Below are 15596 nucleotides of genomic sequence, written 5' to 3'. Positions count from 1 at the left end.
ACTTGAAAAGCTGAATTATTTATAGAGTAAACAAGTCTGAAAATACCAGCCAAAGACAAAGAGCCTGGATATTTAAAAATTTTAAAGGGTTGAGCAAATCAACTATAATCTTGACCCGGTAAAAAATAAAGAAATTTATTTAACAACCAAGCAAAACCCGGCTTTTTAACAAAAAACTCTGAAAGACTTTATGGAATTTAAGACAAAAGATTGATTTTTCATAAATTTTTACTTTAAAAATACAAATCCATCCAGTTATTTTTTTGTTTTTTTATCATTTGTATTAAAAAAATCCATAAACGGCTTAAAAGGAGTCATTCCATCCATGGTTTTTTTAGCCATCCCTGAAATATCCATACCCAGATCAAGCATTTTGCCAAATTGTTCATCAAACATTGATTTTTGATGAAGATAATTATTAATTACCTTTTGAAGATACCTTTCAAAAAAATCACTCAAAACATTATCCCCATAACAAATAATAAGATGAAGAAGAGATTCGGGTAAAAGGGCATTTTTCTTTTTTGCCTCTTCCAAAAGGATTTGAGTGAGAATAAAAGCTGTAACATCCTCTTCAGTGTTTACATCTATAACCCTGACCATTTTACCTGACTTTATGATCTCTCTTAACTCCTGAATAATCACATATTTACTTTGAACTGTGTCATAGAGTCTTCTATTGGCATATTTTTTTACAAGAACAGTTTCCATTTCCCACCTTTTTTTGCATTGCAAAATAAAATATTTTATATTAAAATTGAAGCAAAATTGACAAACAAGCAATCATAGTTAAATTTAATGGTGCAACACAACATAAATTTAATTTAAAAAACCAAACGGAGATAGTTACCATGAATAAAAGCTTTTTAAAAGAATGTCTTAAGTTTAACCAGGACAATTTAAACCATGCACACTTAACATTTGAAAAATACCAGGAGTACAGCGAAAAATTTACAAAAAATATCCTTAGCCTTCCCTTTGCCAAAGATTTTGGCGGCCAGGGAATAGAAATCCTTGAGCAATGGAAAGATGCCTACAAGGAAGGTCAGATAAATTTTAAAAAAATGATTGACGAAGGTTTTCAAAATATTAAAAAAATAATAGAATAGAAATATAAAATATGCGGCCTTAACTGATAATAACAGAAGGATCCCCCGTACTTTAATCCAACTTTTATCAGTTAGGCCGCAAACTTAAATCTTGTATTTTCCAAACTCATCATCAGAAAGATTTTTTAGATACTCAGCCCACTTTTTGCCTTCTTCGCTTTTATCAACAGGCTCTGAACCATCAAAATCATCACTATGTTCAAGACTAAAACTTTCACCAGCCTTTGCTATAACTTTTTCATCCATAAAAACAGGAGCCTTAAATCTTAAGGCAAGAGCTACAGCATCACTTGGCCTTGAATCTGTCTGGAGTCTAAAATCAGGAGCTTTTTTACTTTTATAATAAATATTTGAATAATACACCCCGTTTTTGAAATCATAAATTGTAATTTTTTCTACATACATTCCCAGATCTTTTATAAAATTACAAAAAAGATCATGGGTCATGGGACGCTGGGGAATCTCATCTTTTAAAGCCATTACAATTGAGGCCGCCTCAAAAAGACCGATCAAAATAGGAACAGGATCTCCCCCGCTGATTTGCCTGAGAAGAAGAACAGGCGATTGAGATTCAGAATCAATTCCCATTCCCGCTACTTCCATTTCATATATCATATACAAATACCACTTTAGTTATTGTTTTTAATATCAATTTAAAATCTAAATTCATTTACACAACAAACAAATTATACACCAAAAAACTTTTAATTGCATATTTTATAAAAAAACAAAAAATCTAGAAAGTTTCCAAAAGCTCTCCCTTAAGAGAATGTCCAAGGGTTTTTTTAATTTTAACATCAACAATTTTGCCTTTGAACAATTTAATTTCATCCAAAGACCCCAAATCTTCTTGAAGATGAACTATTCTGTTTCCAAAGGTTCTTCCTGATAGAGAAAGTTTATTTTCCTGACAGCTTTGCCTTTCAACCAAAACACTGACAATTTTATCCTGGAAATCCATATTTTTCTTTTTTGTAATTTCCTTTTGAATATCTAAAAGCTTGTTAAGCCTTTCTTTTTTTATTTTAAGCTCAATTTTATCTTCAAAGGAAGAAGCTTTTGTTCCAGGCCTGTCAGAATAAGCAAAGGCAAAAACATTATCATAAGAAACTTCTTTTAAAAGATTTAAGGTCTGATTAAACTCAGCTTCTGTTTCTCCGGGAAACCCCACTATTATATCTGTGCTGAGCTCAATTCCAGGACATGCTTTTCTTAGGGCAGCTATTTTTTCAAGATAATCCTTTACACTGTATTTTCTATTCATGGCAGAAAGTATTTTGTCTGAGCCTGCCTGAACCGGTATATGAAAATGTCTGCAAAGTTTTTCTATATTTTTAAAACAATCAACAAGCTTGGAAGAAAGATCTTTTGGATGTGAAGTGGCAAACCGGATTCTTTCTATTTCTTCAATTTCACTTACCAAATATAAAAGATCAGGAAAATCAGGCATACCTCCAGACTTTCCATAACTATTGACATTTTGTCCAAGAAGAGTAATTTCCTTCATCCCTTTAAGGGCTCTGCGTTTTATTTCAGATATTATTTCATCAGGGTTTCTGCTTTTTTCCCGTCCCCTTACAAAAGGCACAATACAATAAGTGCAAAAATTATTGCATCCCCTCATTATGGAAACAAAACCTGAAGGAGTTAATTCATCAGGAAGATTGGGATTGCTTCCAGTTTCAATAATTTCCTCTTTTTCTGAAATATCTGAAACTTTTTCCCCTTGTTCTGCTCTTTTTACAATTTGAGGAAGCCTGTGAATTGATGAGGTCCCAAATACAAAATCAACATAGGGAGCTCTTTTAATAATTTTTTCACCTTCCTGCTGGGCAACACATCCCCCAACTCCAATTAAAACATGATCACCAAGCTTTTTTCTTTTCTTCACCCTTCCAAGAAAACTAAATCCCTTATCAAAAGCTTTTTGTCTTATTGAACAGGTATTTAAAATAACAAGATCCGCTTTTTCAGGATCATCTACATAAGAATATCCAAGGGGATGAAGAAGACGAAGAATCTGCTCAGAATCATAAACATTCATCTGGCATCCCAAAGTAAAAATATAAACTGATTTCATAAAACTCCAAATCACACTATTTTAAAATTTATTGTATTTTTTAAAGAATGTAAAATCTCAAAAACTTCTTCTCTAAAGCCCGGAGGAGTAATCACAGCAACTTTACCCAAAGATGCATCAAGGGTGGTTGTAAGCCCGGCTCCTTCGTAGGCCTCAAATATAAACTTTAAAAGAGCTATATCTTTTTTTTCAATTTTAAGTTCAACCAACTCACAATTACCCATTTAAACCCGCTTGTTGCTATTTTAATAAAATTAAACTAAAACCAAACTAAACTTTTTATCCCACTTGAGATCTTTTCAAGGTTGACCTTAAAAAGCTCAATTTGGTAATATATAATTTTTTTTAAAAAAAGCCAACTCTGAAATCATGATGAGACCTATGCAAAAATCTTTATGGAATACATTAAAGCCCCCTGCAGATCAGATAAATAAAATTCAAAAGACCACAGGGCTTAGCTTTCTTGCTTCAACACTTCTTGCAAATAGAAATATATCTTCACTAAAAGATTTAAAATCATTTCTTTATCCTGATATTAAAAAAATCACTCCCCCCTGGGAAATAAAAGACATAGAAAAAGCCTGTTCCAGAATATTAAAAGCCATAATCAACAATGAAAATATTTTAATTTACGGAGATTATGATGCTGACGGGATAACTTCAATTGCTATTTTATACAAATTTTTAAAACCCTATGTTAAAAATCTTTTTTACTTTATTCCCCACAGGGAAAAAGACGGGTACGGGTTTAAATCAAAATTTGTTGATTCTTTTAAAAAAAAGCAGGTAAGTCTTATAATAACAGTTGACTGCGGCTCTTCAGACAAAGAGGCCATAGACTATGCAAAAAGTCAGGGAATTGACACAATAGTAACCGATCACCACCAAATCCCTGAAATTCCTGAAAATGCCCATTCAGTAGTAAATCCATGGAGAAAAGACTGCAGCTCCGGGCTCACCCATCTTGCAGGAGCAGGAGTGGCTTTTTATCTTTTAATTCAGCTTAGAAAAACCATGAGGGAAAACAATTTCTTTAACAAAAAAAAAGAACCTTCTTTAAACTCCTACCTATGGCTGTGTGCAATAGGAACCATTGCAGACGTTGTTCCCCTTATAAAAGAAAACAGAATCTTTGCTAAATACGGGCTTGATTATTTAAAAACCACCAATGACAAACTTCCAAAACTGATTTTACAATCATGGAACCTTGACAAAAACTCTATTTCTTCCCAGGATATTGCTTTTTATTTTGCACCAAGACTTAACTCTGCAGGAAGACTGTCTGATGCAAAAATCTGTGTTGAGCTTTTTTTATCATCTGATTCAAATGAAATAATTTCTATCTGCAACAATCTTGACAGGCTTAACGAAGAAAGAAAAAAACAGGAAAATTTAATTGTAGAAGATATAGAAAAACAAATGACTCCAAAAGATTTGAAAAATAAAATTCTTTTATTTATCTCAGAAAAATGGGCACCCGGAGTCCTTGGAACAGCAGCATCAAAAATAACAAGAAAATACAATAGACCATCTATACTTTTGAGCAAAAAAGATTCTTTTGTTAAGGGGTCGGCAAGAAGTATAAAAAACATTTCAATTTATGATCTTATAGTTTCACAAAACAATTACCTTGAAAACTTTGGAGGCCATTCTCAGGCAGCAGGTCTTTCACTGGATTTTAAAAACTACAATGAATTTTCAAAATCCTTGATAGATTATTCAAACAAAAACATTTTACCAGCCAGTCTTACCCCGGTTCATCAGGCAGAAGATGTAATTACTTTTGATCAACTCCTGCCAAATTTTTTAAAAGAACTGGATATTCTTGAGCCCTTTGGACAATCAAACCCCTATCCACTTTTTATTGCAAAAAACTTAATAATCCAATCAAGAACAAAAATAAAAGAAATCCATTCAAGACTTGAGCTTTTTCAGCCAGGATGTGTTAATCAAAACAAAATGACAGGGTTTATCTTCAACTCTAAAGAAAACCCTCCGTCTCATTTAAATCAGGTTTTAATAAAAGCTGTAGAAGATAGATATACAAAAAACAAATTCAATCTTTTAATTGAAGCCTGGGAATAATTAGAATAATAAATGTAAAATTTTACTTGCTTTTAGTTTTTTATTTAATATATGTAAAATCGAAATATTTTCCCGCCCACTAAAATAGAAAGGGAATATAATGGCGAAAAATTTCAGACCAAGTTCACGTGAATCCCAAATTCTTTCAAGAATTGAATCTTCAAGGGAAAGAGAAAGACAACAGATTCTTTATCAGCTTAAAGAAAAAGCAGATCCGTTAAGCAACTCCATCTCAATGAAATTAATTGAAAAAGAGTTAATTGAAACAAACAATAAAAACGGACTTCAAAAGCAGATATTTTCCTGTCTTGAAGAGCTTTCAAAAGCCGAAGACTTTGACATTGACTACAAAGTGGCACCAATAAGAGGGCTTGTACCAAACCCTAACTTTGTATCTTTGTATTTAACTGCATTTATAATTGAAGATTTGATAAACCACAGGGATATCATAGATATTTACGGAGATGATCGTGAAATTTATTCCTGTATTAATTCTGAAGTAAAAAAACATCTTCTTAAATCAAGGTCTTGATTAAAAGCTGAATTTTTTTAGTAATTTGTTTGTTTTTTAATTTGAAATTTTATAAAATTTTTATTTTTTAACTTACTCCCGGGCAAAACCCGGGAATAAGCTAGAAAAATATTTTCATTATTTTAAAATCCAGGATTAATATTTAAACCCCGCAGCCTCCAGAACAGCCGGAACACCCCAGATCTGCTTTTAAAGAAGAGCTTATTTTAAACCCTGTTTCCAAATAATCTATTTCCACAGGATTTACATCTTTAAGAAGTTTTTCTTCAATAACAAACTCTATTCCATTAATTTTAAAACTTTTATCCCCTTCTTTTTTTTCATCAATAGACATTAAAAGCTCAGGCCCTGCACAGCTTCCAGGGTGCAAAAAAACCCTTAGAGGTTTAAGTTCTTTATCTGCAAAATAAGCCGCTATTTCAGTTTGTGCTGGATTGGTAACTTTAAACATGGAATTCTCCTATTTATTTTGTAAAAAATGTATTCATGAATTTAAAAAATTTAAATACCCATGAACATTTTTGTTGCTTATAAAGTAATTTAAGAGTTTCTCAGGATCTGTCAAATTCAAATTTCAAATCTAAGTTTAAAAATCAATAGTTTTTTATAATACAAAAGGCTAAAAGCTTATCAATGTTTCTAGATTTGTTTTTTTATTATCCAGCTGTTTATCCACTCCAAGCTTGCCTTATAAATTTCTTTAAAAATTGAGCTAGTATATTTTTTGTCAATTCCAAGCCCATGATCTGCATTTTTTATTAAATAAATTTTTGAATTAATTTTAAGTTCAGCCAAACCCCTTGAAAGAAGTTCTTTTTTACAAAGAGGATCAAATTCTCCTGTAAAAAAAATTGAAGGAACAAAAATATTTTTTAAAGGATCAAGCTTTAAGTTTAAAAAACAGCTTTTGGAATGAAGAGGATATCCAAAGGAAATAAATCCATGGGGAAAAATAAGCTTTGAAGAAATAAGCTCTGCTCCAACTTTTGCCCCAAGGGATTTTCCACAGGCAAAAACAAAGTCATTTTTAGAAGCAAGCCTTGATTTTGCATATTCAAAGACTTTTAAATAGGTTAAAGAATTATCCTTTTTTATATCCCCTGAAAACTTATTTTCTTCTCTAAACAAAAAATTAAACCTAATTGTTTTTGCTCCGTTTAAAGAATAAATTTCAGAAACCCCTTTAATAAGCTCATGATTTTTATCATTACTTGAGCCATGGGCAATTACAAATACAAATCCTGAAAAACAGCCCTTTGACAAAGGCAGATTTATAATTGCAGAAGTATTTCTATTTTTATCAATGTTTATAAAAACTTTTTTTTCCATAGCTAGTTTTTCAGGTTTTTAATTCACTTATTATTTTTTTCATATCTTCAAAAAAATCTGCTTCAAAACTTACTTTTTCTTTTGTATAGGGATGATTAAAGGAAAGAAAAGCAGAATGAAGCATTTGACGGGAAAGATGTTTTTTTACAATTGCCCTGCTCTTATCACTTAAATGTTTCATTGGATGTTTGTATCCATAAAGCTCATCACCTAAAACAGGAAAACCCTCTGACGATAAATGAACTCTAATCTGATGGGTTCGCCCTGTGATTATATCAGCTTCTAAAAGGGAAATATCCCCAAAACAATTGATAACCTTAAAATAACTTAAGGCATCTCTTCCATTTTCAAAAGATACAGACATTTTTTTTCTTTTGGTCAAATGCCTGCCAATTGGCTTTTCCACAATAAATTTTTCAGGGGGATTTCCATGGACAAGGACAAAATATTTTTTTACAACTTCCCTATTTTTAAAGCTTTGCTCCAGCTCTTTTTGTATTTTTTGAGTTTTTGCTATAACAATAGCACCGCTGGTATCTTTATCAAGCCTGTGAACAATTCCAGGTCTTAGGGAGTTAAAAGAAAAATCCATATTTTCAAATTCATATAAAATCCCGTTTACAAGGGTGGATGACAAATGTCCCGGAGCTGGGTGAACAACCATTTTAGGGGGCTTATTAATTATTGAAATGTATTTATCATCATAAATAATATCAAGTGAAAGATTTTCAGGTTTGGGAATAATTGGCCGGATTTTGGGAACCCGGCCAGAAATTTTATCGTTTATTTTTATCTTGTAGGAAGCCTTGACATTTTCACCATTTACAAAAACTTTTTTATCTGAAACAAGATTTGAAGCAAAGTTTCTTGAGCAGTCTAAGTTTGTACAAAGAAAAACATCAATTCTTTTTCTTTCATCTTCGGGAGTTACTAAAAGCTCAAACACTGAGCCTTGTGAGGCTTTTGGGTTTTCAAATGTATTCATATCGGGAACAGGATCGGTTTGAGCTAAAATCAAACTTTAAAAGATTTGTTTATGATTCTTTTGGCTCTTCTGCCAGTTCATCTGCAAAAAGATTTTCAATTTCTGCCATCATTGTTTCTTCATCTGAATTTCTTGCCAGACAAAGTTCTTTAAGAAGAAGACTTTGGGCTGTATCAAGAAGCTTTCTTTCTCCAAAAGATAAATCCTTGGTAATTCTTAAGAGAAAGAGATCTCTGAAAACTTCGGCCACATCATAGATAGAGCCGGTCTTAAGTTTATCCATATACTCTCTATAACGTCTATTCCATGTCTGAGTTTCCCCTGTCATTGAATCAGTGTCTTGCATAACTTCATAAATTTTAGCAATGTCACTTTCCTCAATAACATCTCTTAATCCAACTGAATCCACATTTACAGTGGGGATCATTATAACCATTCCATTTTCAAGAATTTTTAATATATAAAAATCCTGTTTGGTTCCGCCTATCTCCTTGGTTTCTATGGACTCAATTCGTCCAACACCATGAGCAGGGTAAACAGCAAGCTCCCCTACGGAAAAAGTTTTTGATGAAGCTTGAACCATCTCTTTTTCTTCCATTTTGCCACCATTTCTTTGAGATTAATGCCAATTTACCAAAAAGTATATATACCATATCTATTAAGAAATATCAAGCAGCTAAAAAAATAAGTTTCTGTTTTTTATATATATTTACAATTCAGGCATTGGCAGCCCAGACAATAAAAGTGCCGATTAACATAAAAGTTATCCCCATGGTTCTAATTTGTTTTTCTTCCATGGATAACACCATTATAACAATTTTTTTAAGTCCTGAAGGAAACAAAGAATAAACAAGACCTTCAACCACAAGAACCATTCCTAATAAACTGATAAAATATTCCATTTAAATTCCTAAATAAATTTTATTATTGGCTGCTTACTTGAAAATTAATCAATTCGGGTTTAAGTAACAATAAAACTAGGCTTTTGTATTGACACCTCTTTTTTAAAATAATACTTGAAATCAGGAACAACCTTTTTTAAATTAATAGATTGCCAGTCTGTTGGCAATTCTAAGATTTCAGATTTTGTATACTTTAACCACAAAATAATAAATAATTTAAGGATTAAAAATGGAATTTGAACCTGTAATAGGTCTTGAAGTTCATGTTCAACTTAAAACCAACACCAAAATTTTTTGCAGCTGTCCTGCTGAATTTGGAAGCAAACCAAACGAGTTTACCTGTCCAATCTGCCTTGCAATGCCAGGAACCCTTCCTGTACTAAACAAAAAAGCTGTGGAATTTGCAATAATGGCTTCCCTAGCAACAAACTGCCAGGTCCAGGCCAAAGCTGTATTTGCAAGAAAAAACTATTTTTACCCTGACCTTCCCAAGGGATATCAGATTTCACAGCTGGATCTTCCCCTGGCACTTTCAGGTTATCTTGAAATTGATTCTGACTTAACAAATGAGAAAAAGAAAATAGGAATCACAAGAATTCATATGGAAGAAGATGCAGGCAAACTTATCCATGATCCATCAAATCCTGTAAGCTATGTAGATTTAAACAGGGCTGGAACTCCGCTGATTGAAATAGTAAGCGAACCTGAAATAGGCTCAGCTAAAGAAGCTGGAAATTATTTAAGACAACTCCATTCAATAGTTAAGTACCTTCAGATTACAGACGGAAATATGGAAGAAGGAAGTTTTAGGTGTGATGCCAATGTGTCTGTCAGGCCAAAGGGAACTACAAAGCTTGGAACAAGAACAGAAATTAAAAATTTAAACTCTTTTCGCCATGTTGAAAATGGAATTGAGCATGAAATAGCAAGACATATTGCTCTTATAGAAGACGGACAAAGCATTGTTCAGGAAACAAGGCTTTGGAACCCTGAAAAATTTAAAACCTTTTCAATGAGGGGAAAAGAAGAAGCCAATGATTATAGATATTTTCCAGATCCTGATCTTATGCCAATTGAAATAAGTGAAGAATGGAAAAACGAAATTAAACAAACAATTCCAGAACTTCCAGAAGAAAAGAAAAAAAGATTTATAGAAAAATTAAATCTTTCAGATCAGCAGGCAGAAACCCTTACTTCTTCAAGGGAACTTTCAGAGTTTTTTGAAAAATCCAACAAATCTGTTAATGATTCAAAGCTTTCAGCAAACTGGATTCTTGGAACATTTTTATCTTATCTTAAAGAAAAAAACATTGAAGCTGATAAATCAGAAATTTCACCAAAATTTATGGCTGAAATTATTCTGGCAGTTAAAGATGGAAAAATTAATGATAAAACAGGGAAAGAAATTTTTAATGACTGTATATCTTCTCAAAAATCTCCCAATGAAATTATAAAGAAAAAAGGACTTGAGCAGGTTTCTGATGAAGGTGAGCTTGAAGCTGTGGTTGATAAAATTCTTGCCCAAAACCCTGAAGAAGTGGAAAAATATAAATCAGGGAATAAAAAGCTGATAAGCTTTTTCATGGGACAGGTTATGAAGGAAACCAAAGGAAAAGCAAATCCTAAACTTGTAAATCCAATGATTACTAAAAAGCTTGGCTAAATAAATTTATCTTTCTGATGTTTAAATAAAATCTAATCTTTAAAATTATTTAACTAGTTTACCAATAAAAAAAGGCTCCTTAAAATAAGGAGCCTTAATTTATTTATCTAATCTAACTAACAACAATCTTAAGTTGTTTTATTAGAATGAGAATGAAAGCTGAGCTGCTAACTGATATGGATCTTTATCATTCTCTGAACCTTTCTTTCCATCTGATGTTGCATCACCAGCAAACAGATAAGCTGCTACAACGTCAAAAACAAGATTATCCATTAACTGATAAGATGCAGAAAGGTCTAGTTCTGTTCCAAGATAATTTTCTTTGTTTTCGTCATCTTCTGCAAGCCAGGCTGCCCAGACATCAGCACCAACAGTAAGTTTTTCCATTGGAGACATTGAAGCACCAAGGTTAAAAGCCATTATATTTGAAATTTTATCTCCACAAGAACCTGCTGACCATTGGTTATCAACCATTCCATAACCCATGATTTCTGCCCAATAGTAGGACTGTCCCTGGGTAAGGTCTAGGAAGTTATCTTTGTCTCTATCTTCACCATTATCGTCACCAGAAGCATAGAAAAACTGTCCATGAAGATCAATTCCTTCAACATCAAGATTACCACCAAAAGCAATTAGGTATGCAGAAATGTCATGACCTTTATATTCATCATTTTTTATAACGTCAAACTCACCCCACTGGTAAATACCTGTGAACCAAAGATTAGAATTATCACTTAAAGCAAAATCAAAATCAACACCAAGGTTTACTGCATGTAAATTTTTTGTATCCCTGCCTTCACCAAGAACATCATAATGATACTTTGTTACATTATTTTCATCTTTATATGAAGAGTTCTTATTCATATAAGTATATGAAATAAAAGGATTGATTCTCATATTGTCAATTTTGATTTCTGGAGCAATTACGATAGTGTCAGCGTCAAAATCATTATAATCTTTACCAATCCCACCTTCAATATTTTTGATCCAGTAAAAAGGAACAGATACATTACCAAAGTTTCCTGTAATTACTGCACCAGCAAAATCTTCGTCCATTATAAGACCGCGGGCAAGATAACCAGGCTGGGCACCGATTTTAAAATTGAAATTTTCAAGATTAAAATCAACATAGGAATGTTTGATTTGCACATTTACACCATCGGTACCTACGCGTCCATAACTCTTTTTTGTATTATCAAGACCATCATACCCACCCCAAACAGCGTCCATTTCAAATCCATTTACAAACTTGAAATCTTCAGAAAACTTTGCTGTATACCAAAGACGGGTTCTTGTATCAACAGCTTGAACGTCTTGGTTTTCAGCTTTGTCCTTATTACCAGAAAAATTTTTCTGAGTATAAGCTCTGGTTCTCCAATAACCACTGAACTCATGCTCAATAGCACTTGCAGGAACAGAAATTGCAACTGCAAGAACTGCAACAAGAGCTACAATAAAAAACTTCTTCATTTCTTTTCTCCCTAGTTAAAATTAATATTATAAAAAAATTGCTTTTAATTTCAGATGACCCTTCCGAAATTAAAAAATATCTTAATATATATCAAAAACAAAGGCTAAATGTCAAATCGTTTAAACCTTTCTTTGATTTGTTGATTTATCCAGTTATTATTATTTTTGCATTAAATTTTTAAACCCTTAATTTATCACCATGGACAAGTGTTTACTCATTTGTTTTTGGTTTTAATAAAATTAATTTACAAATAAAACAAAAGGCCCCTTAATTTTAAGGAGCCTTAGTTTGTTTAAACAAAAACTATTGTGATTTTATTAGAATGAGAATGAAAGCTGAGCTGCTAACTGATATGGGTCTTTGTCATTTTTAGCTTTCTCAGTTGTTGCATCACCTGCAAAAAGGTAAGCTGCTACAAGGTCTAGATCAAGATTGTCCATTATCTTATAAGATGCAGAAAGGTCTAGTTCTGTTCCAAGATAGTTTTCTTTTGAACCATCAGCTAGGACAACATCTTCTGCAAGCCAGGCAGCCCAGATATCAGCACCAACAGTAAGTTTTTCCATTGGAGACATGGAAGCACCAAAGTTAAAAGCCATTATATCTGAAATTTTATCTCCACAAGAACCTGCTGACCATTGGTTGTCAACCATTCCATAACCCATAATTTCCGCCCAATAATAGGACTGTCCCTGGGTAAGGTCTCCAAATGCCTTATAATCGCCGTCTAGATCTTTATCATCACCTGATGCATAGAAAAACTGACCATGAAGATCTATTCCTTCAACATCCATGTTTCCACCAAATGCAATCAAGAATGCAGAAATATCAATTTCTTTACTACTATACTTTTTATTATCAAGATCAAAAGTTGCTGATCTTACATCAGCTTTTCCAAACTGGTAAATACCTGTGAACCACAAATTAATATCTTCATTCAAAGCAAAATCAACATCAACACCAAGGTTAGCTACGTTAAAATCTTTGAATTTTTGCTCTGTAAAATTATTTAAATAATCATATTCACCATCATTCATATAACTCCAAACAAAATAAGGGTTGATCCTCATATTGTCTATTTTGAACTCAGGAGCAATTACTATGGTATCAAGGTCACCATCATTTTTATCTTTACCGATTCCGCCTTCAATATTTTTAATCCAGTAAAAAGGAACTGTGATATTGCCGTAATTTCCTGTAATTACTGCACCTGCAAAATCTTCATCCATTATAAAACCACGGCCAATATATCCAGGCTGTGCACCAATTTTAAAATTGAAATTTTCAAAGTTAAAATCAACATAGGAATGTTTGATTTGCACATTTACACCGTCGGTACCCACGCGACCATAACTCTTATTTGCATCTTTATCAAAGTAGTTATCATCCCCACCCCAAACAGCATCCATTTCAAATCCATTTACAAACTTGAAATCATCGGAAAACTTTGCTGTATACCAAAGACGGGTTCTTGTATCAACAGCTTGAACGTCTTTATTCCCAATGGTGTCTTTACTCCCAGAAAAATTTTTCTGAGTATAAGCTCTGGTTCTCCAATAACCGCTGAATTCATGTTCAATAGCACTTGCAGGAACAGAAATTGCCACTGCAAGGACTGCAGCAATGGCTGCAAAAAAGAACTTCTTCATTTTTTTCTCCTTAAAGTTAAATTTAACAAAAAAATATTTTTATTTGGAATGACCCTTACTGACAAAAAAACTTCCTTATTAATATCAAAAACAAAAGCCCTGTGTCAAAGTTTTAAACTTTTTTTATATTTTTATTTTATTAAAATATTAATCGATTTTTATCCTGGCTTCTGAAAACCTTAATTTATCTGCACAAAAAATATTTAATTGACAGGTTCTTTTACTTAATTTTTTAACCTGAAAAAGTCAAATTAAACCCTATTTTTTTAGATAAATTTTAAATTTGAATATTAGCCCAAAAGATAAAAATTGACAACAAACAAATCAGGTGATAGTTAAATTTGGTTTGTTTGTTCAGTATTCCTTGCTCCAATAATTCAATTGGGGCTTTAAAAGCCAAAAGGAGGTTTTATGAAACGTTATGAAACTATTATTGTCATGGATCCTGACACAGGTAAAGAAACCTGGGAGGAAATTTATGGCAGAATGATTTCACAAATTGAAACAAGTGGCGGAATTCACTTAAAAACTGACGAATGGGGCTCGCTTAAGCTTGCCTATGAAATCAGAAAGAAAACCAGGGGGAATTATTTCAGGATAGAATATTGTACTCCTGCCGCACTTATAGCAGAAATTGAAAGATATTTTAGACTTGATGAAAGAATAACAAGATATCTTACTGTTCTTATTGATGATAATCCTGATATTGAGCAGATAAAAGCTGAGATGCTCGAAAAAGAAACTGATTCTGAAGCCGCTAAAGAAGCTGTTGAAGAAACAACAGAAACAGTAGTAGAAGAAACAGTCAGTGATTCAGCTGAAGAAGCATCCACAGAAACAAAAACAGAGGAGGACCTTTAAAAAATGGCTTATGTAAAAAGAAGAAAAAAAAAGGTCTATAGAAGAAAAAAAGTTTGTAAATTCTGCGTTGATAAAAACATTTCTATTGATTACAAAGACCCAAAAACCTTAAAGCATTTCATAACTGAAAGAGGAAAAATTATTCCAAGAAGAATAACAGGTACATGTGCAAAACATCAAAGAGAGCTGAGTACTGCAATTAAAAGGTCAAGACATCTTGCACTTCTGCCTTACGTTGGAAGAGTAGATTAAAAAATTACACCTTAAATTATATAGGCTCAATTTGATTGTTATTTACATGGAGGACTGATGAAAATTATACTTAAAGAAACAATAAGTTCACTTGGAATTATAGGTTCTGAAGTGGAAGTTGCAGATGGATACGCAAGAAACTACCTGCTTCCCCATAAAAAAGCCGTGTTGGCAACCGATGCCAATAGAAAACTCATGGCACAGGAAGCCAAAAAAGTAGAAGCTCAAATTGCCAAAGAAATTGAAATTGCTAAAGAAATGGCAAAGCGTCTTGAAGGCGTAAGATGTGAAATCCGTGCTAAAGTTGCTGAAGATAAAAAACTTTACGGTTCTGTTAAAGCTCAGGATATTGTTGATGAGCTGGCAAAACAGGATATTTCAATTGAAAAAAGAATGCTTCTTCTTGCAAAACCTATAAAGGAAACAGGAGAATATTCTGTTCCTGTTAGAATTTATACGGATGTTGAACCTGAAATTATCATTTCTATTCTTCCTGAGGAATAATTAAAACAAATTATTCTTAGTTAAGCATAAGTATAAATATAATTTCCAGCCGGATTGTTCCGGTTGGAAACTGAATTAAAAGATTTCAAATTTGTCTGATTTAAAGGCAGGTTTAGTCAGGTTTTACTTATGCTATACCTGATTCAATTTAATAAGTTTTATACTTAAATTGGA

The 15596-nt window shown here is 32.5% G+C and carries 18 protein-coding genes; 7 read left to right on the top strand and 11 right to left on the bottom strand.

The annotated features are described in order from the left end of the window. Window positions 1-255: 255 nt before the first annotated feature. The gene (locus tag RBR53_09110) at window positions 256-711 is read right to left on the bottom strand and encodes a polyhydroxyalkanoate synthesis regulator DNA-binding domain-containing protein (protein MDY0132816.1); all 456 of its coding nucleotides are present in this window, start codon (window positions 709-711) and stop codon (window positions 256-258) included. A gap of 140 nt (window positions 712-851) precedes the next feature. Here RBR53_09110 and RBR53_09105 point away from each other — a divergent pair, with 140 nt between their 5' ends. Then, window positions 852-1109, top strand: coding sequence for a hypothetical protein (locus tag RBR53_09105; GenBank protein ID MDY0132815.1), 258 nt, complete (start codon window positions 852-854; stop codon window positions 1107-1109). 84 nt (window positions 1110-1193) lie between these two features. Here the strand turns inward: RBR53_09105 and RBR53_09100 are convergent, their stop codons facing one another. The 3 genes from RBR53_09100 to RBR53_09090 form a co-directional block, all read right to left on the bottom strand. After that, window positions 1194-1724 (bottom strand): bifunctional nuclease family protein, encoded by a 531-nt coding sequence (locus RBR53_09100; GenBank protein MDY0132814.1) that lies wholly within the window; start codon window positions 1722-1724, stop codon window positions 1194-1196. Window positions 1725-1845: 121 nt separating this feature from the next. Next, window positions 1846-3189, bottom strand: a complete 1344-nt coding sequence (gene miaB, locus RBR53_09095; GenBank protein MDY0132813.1) for a tRNA (N6-isopentenyl adenosine(37)-C2)-methylthiotransferase MiaB — start codon at window positions 3187-3189, stop codon at window positions 1846-1848. An 11-nt stretch (window positions 3190-3200) separates the two neighbouring features. Then, on the bottom strand, window positions 3201-3413 hold the full coding sequence (locus tag RBR53_09090; GenBank protein MDY0132812.1) for a DUF4911 domain-containing protein: 213 nt from the start codon (window positions 3411-3413) through the stop codon (window positions 3201-3203). Between the two features lie 157 nt (window positions 3414-3570). Between RBR53_09090 and recJ the strand changes: the two genes are divergently transcribed. Both recJ and RBR53_09080 read left to right on the top strand, forming a co-directional pair. Then, the gene (recJ, locus tag RBR53_09085) at window positions 3571-5274 is read left to right on the top strand and encodes a single-stranded-DNA-specific exonuclease RecJ (protein MDY0132811.1); all 1704 of its coding nucleotides are present in this window, start codon (window positions 3571-3573) and stop codon (window positions 5272-5274) included. 100 nt (window positions 5275-5374) lie between these two features. Continuing rightward, a complete protein-coding gene (locus RBR53_09080) occupies window positions 5375-5806 on the top strand; it encodes a hypothetical protein (protein ID MDY0132810.1) in 432 nt (143 codons plus the stop codon). Between the two features lie 142 nt (window positions 5807-5948). On the opposite strand, the gene RBR53_09075 is transcribed toward RBR53_09080, so the two are convergent. The 5 genes from RBR53_09075 to RBR53_09055 form a co-directional block, all read right to left on the bottom strand. Beyond that, window positions 5949-6257 carry an IscA/HesB family protein gene (locus tag RBR53_09075; protein ID MDY0132809.1) on the bottom strand — a complete coding sequence of 103 codons (309 nt, stop codon included), beginning with the start codon at window positions 6255-6257 and terminating at the stop codon, window positions 5949-5951. Window positions 6258-6445: 188 nt separating this feature from the next. Further along, window positions 6446-7135, bottom strand: a complete 690-nt coding sequence (locus RBR53_09070) for a hypothetical protein (protein MDY0132808.1) — start codon at window positions 7133-7135, stop codon at window positions 6446-6448. A gap of 10 nt (window positions 7136-7145) precedes the next feature. Beyond that, window positions 7146-8120 carry an RluA family pseudouridine synthase gene (locus RBR53_09065; protein MDY0132807.1) on the bottom strand — a complete coding sequence of 325 codons (975 nt, stop codon included), beginning with the start codon at window positions 8118-8120 and terminating at the stop codon, window positions 7146-7148. A 49-nt stretch (window positions 8121-8169) separates the two neighbouring features. Next, window positions 8170-8718, bottom strand: a complete 549-nt coding sequence (locus tag RBR53_09060; protein MDY0132806.1) for a CarD family transcriptional regulator — start codon at window positions 8716-8718, stop codon at window positions 8170-8172. 118 nt (window positions 8719-8836) lie between these two features. After that, window positions 8837-9022 (bottom strand): DUF2065 domain-containing protein, encoded by a 186-nt coding sequence (locus RBR53_09055; protein MDY0132805.1) that lies wholly within the window; start codon window positions 9020-9022, stop codon window positions 8837-8839. A gap of 229 nt (window positions 9023-9251) precedes the next feature. On the opposite strand from RBR53_09055, the gene gatB reads away from it, so the two are divergent. Continuing rightward, the gene (gene gatB, locus RBR53_09050) at window positions 9252-10685 is read left to right on the top strand and encodes an Asp-tRNA(Asn)/Glu-tRNA(Gln) amidotransferase subunit GatB (GenBank protein MDY0132804.1); all 1434 of its coding nucleotides are present in this window, start codon (window positions 9252-9254) and stop codon (window positions 10683-10685) included. A 141-nt stretch (window positions 10686-10826) separates the two neighbouring features. On the opposite strand, the gene RBR53_09045 is transcribed toward gatB, so the two are convergent. Both RBR53_09045 and RBR53_09040 read right to left on the bottom strand, forming a co-directional pair. After that, complete coding sequence (locus RBR53_09045; GenBank protein MDY0132803.1) at window positions 10827-12155, bottom strand: hypothetical protein; 1329 nt, start codon at window positions 12153-12155, stop codon at window positions 10827-10829. Window positions 12156-12473: 318 nt separating this feature from the next. After that, a complete protein-coding gene (locus tag RBR53_09040) occupies window positions 12474-13805 on the bottom strand; it encodes a hypothetical protein (GenBank protein ID MDY0132802.1) in 1332 nt (443 codons plus the stop codon). Window positions 13806-14216: 411 nt separating this feature from the next. On the opposite strand from RBR53_09040, the gene rpsF reads away from it, so the two are divergent. Genes rpsF through rplI form a run of 3 tightly spaced genes read left to right on the top strand, consistent with a single transcriptional unit; the run spans window position 14217 to window position 15422 of the window. Next, window positions 14217-14666: a 30S ribosomal protein S6 gene (gene rpsF / locus RBR53_09035; protein MDY0132801.1), complete on the top strand. Its 450-nt coding sequence runs from the start codon at window positions 14217-14219 to the stop codon at window positions 14664-14666. 3 nt (window positions 14667-14669) lie between these two features. Further along, window positions 14670-14918 (top strand): 30S ribosomal protein S18, encoded by a 249-nt coding sequence (gene rpsR / locus RBR53_09030; GenBank protein MDY0132800.1) that lies wholly within the window; start codon window positions 14670-14672, stop codon window positions 14916-14918. Between the two features lie 57 nt (window positions 14919-14975). Next, window positions 14976-15422, top strand: a complete 447-nt coding sequence (gene rplI, locus RBR53_09025; GenBank protein MDY0132799.1) for a 50S ribosomal protein L9 — start codon at window positions 14976-14978, stop codon at window positions 15420-15422. Window positions 15423-15596: the final 174 nt, after the last annotated feature.

The sequence above is a fragment of the Desulforegulaceae bacterium genome (assembly GCA_034006035.1).
Taxonomy (GTDB): domain Bacteria; phylum Desulfobacterota; class Desulfobacteria; order Desulfobacterales; family JACKCP01; genus JACKCP01.
The sequence above is the reverse complement of the archived record's forward strand: the minus strand, read 5'-3'. Positions and strand labels throughout refer to the sequence as shown.

Bases quoted from the DNA above. Each gene is read 5' to 3' on its own strand.
- RBR53_09110 (MDY0132816.1), bottom strand. From the start codon at position 711: ATGGAAACTGTTCTTGTAAAAAAATATGCCAATAGAAGACTCTATGAC.
- RBR53_09105 (MDY0132815.1), top strand. From the start codon at position 852: ATGAATAAAAGCTTTTTAAAAGAATGTCTTAAGTTTAACCAGGACAAT.
- RBR53_09100 (MDY0132814.1), bottom strand. From the start codon at position 1,724: ATGATATATGAAATGGAAGTAGCGGGAATGGGAATTGATTCTGAATCT.
- miaB (MDY0132813.1), bottom strand. From the start codon at position 3,189: ATGAAATCAGTTTATATTTTTACTTTGGGATGCCAGATGAATGTTTAT.
- RBR53_09090 (MDY0132812.1), bottom strand. From the start codon at position 3,413: ATGGGTAATTGTGAGTTGGTTGAACTTAAAATTGAAAAAAAAGATATA.
- recJ (MDY0132811.1), top strand. From the start codon at position 3,571: ATGCAAAAATCTTTATGGAATACATTAAAGCCCCCTGCAGATCAGATA.
- RBR53_09080 (MDY0132810.1), top strand. From the start codon at position 5,375: ATGGCGAAAAATTTCAGACCAAGTTCACGTGAATCCCAAATTCTTTCA.
- RBR53_09075 (MDY0132809.1), bottom strand. From the start codon at position 6,257: ATGTTTAAAGTTACCAATCCAGCACAAACTGAAATAGCGGCTTATTTT.
- RBR53_09070 (MDY0132808.1), bottom strand. From the start codon at position 7,135: ATGGAAAAAAAAGTTTTTATAAACATTGATAAAAATAGAAATACTTCT.
- RBR53_09065 (MDY0132807.1), bottom strand. From the start codon at position 8,120: ATGAATACATTTGAAAACCCAAAAGCCTCACAAGGCTCAGTGTTTGAG.
- RBR53_09060 (MDY0132806.1), bottom strand. From the start codon at position 8,718: ATGGAAGAAAAAGAGATGGTTCAAGCTTCATCAAAAACTTTTTCCGTA.
- RBR53_09055 (MDY0132805.1), bottom strand. From the start codon at position 9,022: ATGGAATATTTTATCAGTTTATTAGGAATGGTTCTTGTGGTTGAAGGT.
- gatB (MDY0132804.1), top strand. From the start codon at position 9,252: ATGGAATTTGAACCTGTAATAGGTCTTGAAGTTCATGTTCAACTTAAA.
- RBR53_09045 (MDY0132803.1), bottom strand. From the start codon at position 12,155: ATGAAGAAGTTTTTTATTGTAGCTCTTGTTGCAGTTCTTGCAGTTGCA.
- RBR53_09040 (MDY0132802.1), bottom strand. From the start codon at position 13,805: ATGAAGAAGTTCTTTTTTGCAGCCATTGCTGCAGTCCTTGCAGTGGCA.
- rpsF (MDY0132801.1), top strand. From the start codon at position 14,217: ATGAAACGTTATGAAACTATTATTGTCATGGATCCTGACACAGGTAAA.
- rpsR (MDY0132800.1), top strand. From the start codon at position 14,670: ATGGCTTATGTAAAAAGAAGAAAAAAAAAGGTCTATAGAAGAAAAAAA.
- rplI (MDY0132799.1), top strand. From the start codon at position 14,976: ATGAAAATTATACTTAAAGAAACAATAAGTTCACTTGGAATTATAGGT.